Genomic DNA, 9,107 nt, shown 5'->3' with positions numbered 1-9,107 from the left:
CGGGTAGAACTCCGGGGCGTTCCATTTCGTATTCACTATCTTATCGAGAGCGTCGTTTTCGTGTCAAACTGTCGGATTCTCCGACGCTCGACTCGATCCCGTCGAACCCGCTAGGATTGCGACGCCCTGTTTCCAGGGCAACCCCTCTAACTTACTCCAACATCCGGCCGCTGTCCAATCGTACAGACGCGCCCGGTTTGCCGGGATTTTCAGAAGGAGTGTGCAGGACGCTGCCCTGCATGAAGAACTCTAGCAGCCCCGTAGGACTGCGATGACCAACTTCCCGGTAAGAACTAGGTCTTCCCTGAGGCGCCAGCCCTCAAACACGAAACCCTGGGGTCAAGAGACCCCAGGGTTTCGTCAAGGCGACCGCCGACCCGGAACGGTCTTTCCGCAGGACTGCCAGGCCGCATCGCCGCTTGTCAGGCCGAAACCTCGATCGGCAGGACGCGCCCCCTCCGCGAACTCACACCGCGGACGGTCAGCCGACCGGCAGCGACGCCAGCTGGGCGAGCAACCGTTCGATGTCCTGGTCGGCCTGTGCGGCACGGGAGCGCACCTTGGTCACCACGTCGTCGGGCGCCTTCGCCATGAACTGCTCGTTGCCGAGCTTCGCGGCGACCTGGGCCGCCTCCTTGCGCGCCACCGTGAGATCCTTCTCCAGGCGCTTGCGCTCGGCGGCCACGTCGATCGTCCCCGCTGTGTCGATCTCCACGGCGATCCCGGCCACGTCAAGGCTGGCGGTCGCGGCGAACGACTCGGACGGCTGGTCGAGCCGGAGCAGCGACCGGATCGCCCCTTCGTGCGGTGCGAGTGCCGTACCGGTGAGGGAGAGCCTCGCGGCGACCCGCTGGCCCGGCTTGAGCCCCTGGTCGGAACGGAACCTGCGCACCTCGGTGATCAGTCCCTGCATGGCGAGGATCTCCTCCTCCGCAGCGGGGTCGCGCAGCGACTCCTGGACCGTCGGCCAGGATGCGACCACGATCGACTCCCGCCCGGTGACCGCACGCCACAGTTCCTCGGTGACGAACGGCACCAGGGGGTGGAGCAGGCGGAGCAGCGCGTCGAAGACGTGGCCCAGCACCAGCCGGGTGTGCTCCTGGCCAGAGGCGATCTGGATCTTGGCGAGCTCCACGTACCAGTCGCAGACCTCGTCCCAGGCGAAGTGGTACAGCAGGTCCGAGATCTTGGCGAACTCGAAGTTCTCGAACGCGGTGTCCACCGACGCGACGATCTCCTGGAGCCGGGAGAGGATCCAGCGGTCGGCGGCGGTCAGCTCCTCGGTCGGGAGTTCGCCCGTCACGGCGCCGTTCATCAGCGCGAAGCGGGTGGCGTTCCAGATCTTGTTGCAGAAGTTGCGCGAGCCCCCGGCCCATTCCTCGCTGATCGCCACGTCGGAGCCGGGGTTGGCGCCGCGCAGCAGCGTGAAGCGGGTGGCGTCGGCGCCGAAGCGCTCGACCCAGTCGAGTGGATCGACGACGTTGCCGAACGACTTCGACATCTTCTTGCCGTACTGGTCGCGGACCATGCCGTGCAACGCCACGGTCCGGAACGGCGGCTCACCGTCCATGGCGTAGATGCCGAACATCATCATCCGGGCGACCCAGAAGAACAGGATGTCGTAGCCGGTCACCAGGACGGAGGTCGGGTAGAACTTCGCCAGTTCCGGCGTCTTGTCCGGCCAGCCGAGGGTGGAGAACGGCCAGAGTCCCGAGGAGAACCAGGTGTCGAGGACGTCGGGGTCCTGGACGTAGCCCGCGGGCGCCTGCTCGTCGGGGCCGACACAGACGACCTCTCCGTCCGGGCCGTACCAGACCGGGATGCGGTGTCCCCACCACAGCTGCCGGGAGATGCACCAGTCGTGCATGTCGTCGACCCAGTCGAAGTAGCGCTTGGCCAGCTCCGGCGGGTGGATCTTCGTCCGGCCGTCGCGGACCGCGTCGCCGGCCGCCTTCGCCAGCGGCGAGACGTTGACGAACCACTGGAGCGAGAGCCGGGGCTCGACCACGGTCTTGCAGCGCGAGCAGTGACCGACCGAGTGGAGGTAGGGGCGCTTCTCCGCGACGATCCGGCCCTCCGCGCGGAGCGCGGCCACCACCGCGGGCCTCGCCTCGAAGCGGTCGAGACCCTGGAACGGACCGTGTGCGGTGACCACTCCCCGCTCATCCATGATCGTCATGGACGGCAGCGCGTGGCGCCGGCCGATCTCGAAGTCGTTCGGGTCGTGCGCCGGGGTGACCTTGACCGCCCCGGTGCCGAAGGCGGGGTCGACGTGCCCGTCGGCGACGATCGGGATGCGGCGCCCGGTGAGCGGCAGTTCCACCTCTCGGCCGATCAGGTGCGCGTACCGCTCGTCGGAGGGGTGCACGGCCACGGCGGTGTCGCCGAGCATCGTCTCGGCCCGGGTGGTGGCGACCACGATGGAGTCGTCGCCGTCGCCGTAGCGGATCGAGACGAGCTCGCCCTCGTCCTCGCTGTGCTCGACCTCGATGTCCGACAGCGCGGTCAGGCAGCGCGGGCACCAGTTGATGATGCGCTCGGCGCGGTAGATGAGCCCGTCGTCGAAGAGCTTCTTGAAGATCGTCTGGACGGCCCGGGAGAGGCCGGGGTCCATGGTGAAGCGCTCGCGCGACCAGTCGACACCGTCGCCGAGCTTCTTCATCTGGCCGAGGATCCGGCCCCCGGACTCCTCCTTCCACTGCCAGACGCGCTCGACGAACGCCTCACGGCCGAGGTCGTGCCGGGACAGGCCGTCCTTGGCGATCTCGCGCTCGACGACGTTCTGGGTGGCGATGCCGGCGTGGTCCATGCCGGGCAGCCAGAGCGTCTCCTGGCCGCGCATGCGGGCGCGGCGGGTCAGCGCGTCCTGGATGGAGTGGTCGAGGGCGTGGCCGATGTGCAGGACACCGGTCACGTTCGGCGGGGGCAGGACGATGCTGTACGGCTCGCGCTCGCTGCTCGGGTCGGCGGTGAAGTGCCCCTCCGATACCCAGCGCTCGTAGCTCCGGGTCTCCACGTCGGCGGGTGCGTACTGGGTAGGCAGCTCTGGCGTCGTCACGATGCCCAAGTCTAGGGATGTCCGCGTGTCCCCTGTCCCACGGACCGTCCTATGGATCACTTCTCCGGTGACTTCTTCCGGCGGGCGGGATGATCCCCTCCCCCAGGCGGAGACCGACGAACGGCCGCGAACCACGACGGACACCGGCGGACACGAGGCGGAGAACGGTGGATACGGCCCCGGAAACGGCGGCGCCCCCCACGGGAGAACCCGTGGGGGGCGCCGATCGTGCGAACCAGGAGCGGTTCGCGCGGGTCTCTAGGCCGACTTCTCGCGCGGCGGCCGCTGCTGCTTGTTGAGCTGGTCGCGCGGGACGAGCGTGGGATTGACGTGCTCCAGGACCGACTCGCGGGTGATGACCACGCGTGCCACGTCCTGCCTCGACGGCACCTCGTACATCACCGAGAGGAGGACCTCCTCCAAGATCGCCCGCAGGCCGCGGGCGCCGGTGCCGCGCAGGATCGCCTGGTCGGCGATGGCCTCCAGCGCGTCGTCGGTGAACTCAAGCTCGACGTTGTCCAGCTCGAACAGGCGGCGGTACTGCTTGACGAGGGCGTTGCGCGGCTCGGTGAGGATCTGGATGAGCGCCTCGCGGTCGAGGTTGTGGACGCTCGTGATCACCGGGAGCCGGCCGACGAACTCGGGGATCATGCCGAACTTCAGCAGGTCCTCGGGCATGACGTTCTCGAAGATGTCGGCGCCGTCGATGTCTTCCTTGGAGCGGATGATCGCGTTGAAACCGATGCCCTTGCGGCCGACCCTGGACTCGATGATCTTTTCGAGACCGGCGAAGGCCCCACCGCAGATGAACAGCACGTTGGTGGTGTCGATCTGGATGAACTCCTGATGCGGGTGCTTGCGGCCACCCTGCGGCGGCACGCTCGCGGTCGTGCCCTCCAGGATCTTCAGCAGGGCCTGCTGCACGCCCTCGCCGGAGACGTCCCGGGTGATCGACGGATTCTCGCTCTTGCGGGCGATCTTGTCGACCTCGTCGATGTAGATGATGCCGGTCTCGGCCTTCTTGACGTCGTAGTCAGCGGCCTGGATCAGCTTGAGCAGTATGTTCTCGACGTCCTCGCCCACGTAGCCCGCCTCCGTCAGGGCGGTGGCGTCGGCGATGGCGAACGGAACGTTCAGCATCTTCGCCAACGTCTGGGCGAGCAGTGTCTTGCCGGAACCGGTGGGGCCCAGGAGCAGGATGTTGGACTTGGACAGCTCGATGCCGTCGTCACGCCCGCGCTCGCCGGACTGCACCCGCTTGTAGTGGTTGTAGACCGCTACGGAGAGAGCCTTCTTCGCCTGGTCCTGACCGATGACGTAGGCGTCGAGGAATTCGTAGATCTCCCTCGGCTTGGGAAGGCTGTCCCACTTGAGCTCAGAGGACTCGCTGAGCTCCTCCTCGATGATCTCGTTGCAGAGGTCGATGCACTCGTCGCAGATGTATACGCCGGGTCCGGCGATGAGCTTCTTGACTTGCTTCTGGCTCTTTCCACAGAAAGAGCACTTCAGCAGGTCTCCCCCGTCGCCGATGCGTGCCACCCCAGATACTCCTTTGCGTGGGACCGCCCTGGCTGCCGCGGTCCGTTTCTTCCGACCGGTCCGATACCCGATCGAAAAGTCATCCCGCTTAGGTTTCGACGTTACCGTCTTCTGAGCCCTCAGTGAGCCCCCTAGCGGCGAGTCGCACCGGAACGTGCCTGATTCGGCACGGTTCCGGTGCGATATGCCTCGTTAGGAGGCTACGGCCTTCGCGAGTTTCTTGCGGGACGGGATGATGTCGTCGATCAGCCCGTACTCCTTGGCCTCGACGGCGTCGAGGATCTTGTCCCGCTCGATGTCCTTGCGGACCGCCTCCGGTGCCCTGCCCGAGTGCTGAGCGATGATCGTCTCCATCTGCGCGCGCATCCTGAGGATCTCACGCGCCTGGATCTCGATGTCGCTTCCCTGGCCGCCCCCCTCGGTGGAGGGCTGGTGGATCAGCATGCGGGCGTTCGGCAGGGCGAAGCGCTTGCCCGGCGTGCCGCCGGCCAGCAGGACCGCCGCCGCCGAGGCCGCCTGGCCCAGGCAGACCGTCTGGATCTCCGGCCGGACGAACTGCATCGTGTCGTAGATCGCCGTCATGGCGGTGAACGAACCGCCCGGCGAGTTGATGTAGATGCTGATGTCACGGTCGGGGTCGAGCGACTCCAGGGTCAGCAACTGCGCCATGACATCGTTGGCCGACGCGTCGTCCACCTGCACGCCGAGGAAGATGATGCGGTCCTCGAAGAGCTTGGCGTACGGGTTCATCTCCCGCATGCCGTAGGACGTGCGCTCGGTGAAGGATGGAAGAACGTAGCGGCCGTTGATGTCTCCCGGCCGGATCAACTCACTCACCTTGTGCCCCTTCAGGAGACGGCGCCCGTGGAGGGCACCTGCCGAGCGCTGCGCACGACCTGGTCGATGAAGCCGTAGTCCTTGGCCTCCTCGGCCGTGAACCAGCGGTCGCGATCGGAGTCGGCCTCGATCTGCTCGAGGTTCTGACCGGTGTGGAACGCGATGCGCTCAGCAAGGGTCTTCTTGACGTAGAGCATCTGCTCCGCCTGGATGGCGATGTCGGCGGCGGTGCCGCCGATGCCGCCCGAAGGCTGGTGCATCATGATGCGGGCGTGCGGCAGGGCGTATCGCTTGCCCCGCTCGCCGGCGCAGAGGAGGAACTGGCCCATGGAAGCGGCCAGACCCATCGCGACCGTGCACACATCGTTAGGCACATATTCCATCATGTCGTAAATCGCCATACCAGCGGTCACGGAACCGCCTGGCGAGTTGATGTAGAGCCAGATATCGCGCTCTGAGTCGTCCGCGGCGAGCAGGAGCAGCTCGGCGCAGATCCGGTTGGCGATCTCGTCGTTGACCTGGGTGCCCAGCACGATGATGCGCTCACGCAGCAGCCGCTGGTAGAGCTGGTCTTCGAGCCTGAACGAGCCGTTCGGCTGGCTCATCGACTCGGGCCCGGAGCCGGTCGGCTGGTAGAAGGTCGGCGGGCTGGTCACAGCGTCACCTTCCGATGCGTCGTAATCGATTGGCTTTGCTTGTGACCTTAACGCGCGCCACCTACCGGACATGCCGCCTCAACGCACTGTTCGCTGACGGCGCATGCTGCCCGCCGTCCCCCCACCACCTCCGGAACCCCCCGCCGCGTACTCCGGCGAAGGCTCCGAAGCCAGGGCCCGTACGGCGTGTCGCGGCTCGCGAGGGCGGAGGCGGACCACCGACAGAGGGACATGTACGGCACCGGCGGCTCTCAGAGGGCCCAGGAACCCGCGAGGCCCCCGCGGAGCGCGGAGAGCCGGGGAGATTCCGGGGGCCTTCAGACGCCGCCCTGCGGCACGCTCACCGCCGCCCGGAAGACGAGGACGCCCCCGTCGCGTGGAACGCGGCGGGGGCGTCGGGCGAGCGGGATGCCGGGCGGACCCGGCGTCTCCCTCTCGGCCGGGACTACTTGGCGACCTCGACCTCGTCCTTGTCGGCCTCGACGGCCTCCTCGGAGACCTCCTCGCCGTTGATCTCGGTGTAGATGGCCTTGAGGTCGACCTCGTTGCCGGCCTCGTCGACCACCTTGGCGGCGTCGCCGACGACGCTCTTGGCCTTGTCGCGGACGATCTCGACCATGGCCAGCGTGAGCTGGTCGTTGTCGGCGAGGTGCTGGGCCAGCGTGTTGGGCGCGACGTTCATCTGCATGGCGCGGCGCACCACGAAATTGGTCAGCTCCTGCTCGCTGACGCCGAGGTCCTCGCTCTTGACGATCTTGTCAAGGACGAAGCCCGTCTTGAGGGCCTTGGCCGCGCTCTCGTCGAACTCCGCGAAGCGCTCCTCCTCGGTGGTCTGGTAGAGGCGGAAGTACGCCTCCTTGCTCAGGCCACTGTCGGCGATCTGGTGCTCGAGGTTGTGCTTGCGGTTGTCGACCTCGGCCTTGAGCGCGCTCTCGGGCAGCGGGATGTCGATCTTGTCGAGCAGGGCGTCGAGGGCGTTCTCGCGGGCCTGGACGATCTGGTCGATCAGCTTGTTGCGGCGGGCCGTCTCGCTGATGCTCGCCTTGAGCTCGTCGAGGGTGTCGAACTCGCTGGCGAGCTGGGCGAACTCGTCGTCGAGCTCGGGGAGGACCTTCTCCTTGACGCTCTTGACGGTGATGGTGACCACGGCCTCCTCGCCGGCGTTCTCGCCGCCGACCAGGTTGGTGGTGAACTCCTTGGTCTCCCCCGCGGACAGACCGACCAGGGCGTCGTCCAGACCCTGCAGGACCGAACCGGCGCCGACCTCGTAGGAGACGTCGCTGGCCTGCTGCTCCTCGATGTTGACGCCGTCGATCGCGGCGGCCAGGTCCATGACGACGAAGTCGCCGGAGGCCGCGGGCCGCTCGACGCCGGTCAGCGTGGCGAAACGCTGGCGCAGGCCGTCCAGCTGCTCGTCGATGTCCTTGTCGGAGACCTCGGAGACCGGGACGGTCACCTCGATGCCCTGGTAGTCGGGGACGTCGAAGCCGGGACGGACGTCCACCTCGGCGGTGAACTCGACCTGCTCGCCGTCATCGATCTTGGTGACCTCGATCTCCGGCTGGCTGACCGGGAAGATGTCGCTCTCGTCGACGGCCCGGCCGTACAGCTTGGGCACCGCGTCGTTGAGGGTCTCCTCCAGCACCACGGCGCGGCCGAACCGCTGCTCGATGATGCGGGCCGGAACCTTGCCGGGGCGGAACCCGGGCACGCGCACCTGCTGCGCGACCTTCTTGTACGCCGCCTGCAGGCTCTCGCCGAGCTCCTCGAACGGCACCTCGACGGTAAGCCTTACCCGGGTCGGGCTGAGCTCCTCCACAGCGGTCTTCACGGGGTCGTCTCCTTGATAAAGCTTCGAGTGATCGCGGGCGCGTCAGGTCGTAACGGCTACCGCGGCAAGCTCGCGCGCCGCGCCCACATGAGCGGCACCTGGCACAGCCGTCGAGACACGCGAGATTAGGGCATGCTCCACAGCGGCGGGTGTTCAGCGCCGCTGGCCAGTCTAGGGCAGAGCGGCACCATGGAGCGACCAATGGCCGCTCAGTCCTCCTTGATGATCCGCCGCAGGATGTCGTTCGTCTCCCCGGGCGTGGTGCTGACCGCGCACAGCCGCTCCATGACCTCGCTGTAGCGGTCGACGTCCTCGCGCTTGTCCAGGTAGAGGGCGCTGGCCAGTTGTTCCACGTAGACGACGTCGGGGAGCTCGTTGTCGTTGAAGCGGAGCACGCTGAAGGCCCCGCCCTCCGCGCTGTGGCCGCCGAAGCTGAAGGGCATGACCTGGATCGTGATGTTCGGCTGCCGCATGAGGTCGAGCAGGTGCTCCAGCTGGGCGCGCATGACGTCCGCGCCGCCGATGGGACGCTGCAGCGCCGCCTCGTCGATGACGGCCCAGAAGAACGGGCCGTCCGGCCGTCCGAGCACCTGCTGGCGCTGCATCCGCAGGTCGACGCGGCGGGCGATCTCCTCGGGCGAGACACCGGCGCTTCCCGCGGTGATGACCGCCCTGGCGTACTCCTTCGTCTGCAGCAGGCCGGGCACGAACTGCACCTCGTAGGTGCGGATCCGGGAGGCCGCCTCCTCAAGGCCCACGTACGTCTGGAACCACGAGGGCAGCAGGTCGTTGAACCGGTGCCACCAGCCGGGCTCGTTCGCCCGCAGCAGGAGATCCATCACCGCCGACCGGGCGCGCTCGTCCTCCACCCCGTAGAAGGTGAGCAGGTCCGCCACGTCGCGTTCCCTCAGCCCCACCCGGCCGAGCTCCATCCTGCTGATCTTGGATTCGGATCCGCGGATCAGGTGGCCCGCCTCCTCGCGCGTGAGCCCCTTGGCCTCGCGCAGGCGACGCAGTTGGGAGCCTAAGAGGATACGCAGAGCTGTGGGACCCGATCCCGGTTGAACCTGCGTCACTTCGCCTCCCTCTGTACTTGGGCCAGCGCACACAGTGTCACTACTTCCGGCCGCTATGACAAGGTCTCAACTCCCTGCCCAATTCGCCAAGTCGCTGTCCTAACCGCCCA

6 protein-coding genes are annotated in these 9,107 nt (G+C 67.2%); all 6 read right to left on the bottom strand.

The features are described 5' to 3' along the window. Positions 1–481 precede the first annotated feature (481 nt). The gene (locus tag ABD817_RS38070) at positions 482–3,067 is read right to left on the bottom strand and encodes a valine--tRNA ligase (protein ID WP_425583455.1); all 2,586 of its coding nucleotides are present in this window, start codon (positions 3,065–3,067) and stop codon (positions 482–484) included. A gap of 249 nt (positions 3,068–3,316) precedes the next feature. Further along, complete coding sequence (clpX, locus tag ABD817_RS38065; RefSeq protein WP_329084422.1) at positions 3,317–4,597, bottom strand: ATP-dependent Clp protease ATP-binding subunit ClpX; 1,281 nt, start codon at positions 4,595–4,597, stop codon at positions 3,317–3,319. A 192-nt stretch (positions 4,598–4,789) separates the two neighbouring features. Further along, a complete protein-coding gene (locus ABD817_RS38060) occupies positions 4,790–5,434 on the bottom strand; it encodes an ATP-dependent Clp protease proteolytic subunit (RefSeq protein ID WP_326642780.1) in 645 nt (214 codons plus the stop codon). An 11-nt stretch (positions 5,435–5,445) separates the two neighbouring features. Next, the gene (locus tag ABD817_RS38055) at positions 5,446–6,090 is read right to left on the bottom strand and encodes a ClpP family protease (RefSeq protein ID WP_425583454.1); all 645 of its coding nucleotides are present in this window, start codon (positions 6,088–6,090) and stop codon (positions 5,446–5,448) included. A 445-nt stretch (positions 6,091–6,535) separates the two neighbouring features. Next, positions 6,536–7,921 carry a trigger factor gene (gene tig / locus ABD817_RS38050; protein ID WP_344923322.1) on the bottom strand — a complete coding sequence of 462 codons (1,386 nt, stop codon included), beginning with the start codon at positions 7,919–7,921 and terminating at the stop codon, positions 6,536–6,538. Positions 7,922–8,130: 209 nt separating this feature from the next. Further along, positions 8,131–8,997: a helix-turn-helix domain-containing protein gene (locus ABD817_RS38045; protein WP_344923321.1), complete on the bottom strand. Its 867-nt coding sequence runs from the start codon at positions 8,995–8,997 to the stop codon at positions 8,131–8,133. Positions 8,998–9,107 lie beyond the last annotated feature (110 nt).

Source organism: Streptosporangium oxazolinicum (assembly GCF_039537505.1).
In the GTDB taxonomy this organism is placed as follows: domain Bacteria; phylum Actinomycetota; class Actinomycetes; order Streptosporangiales; family Streptosporangiaceae; genus Streptosporangium; species Streptosporangium oxazolinicum.
The sequence above is the reverse complement of the archived record's forward strand: the minus strand, read 5'-3'. Positions and strand labels throughout refer to the sequence as shown.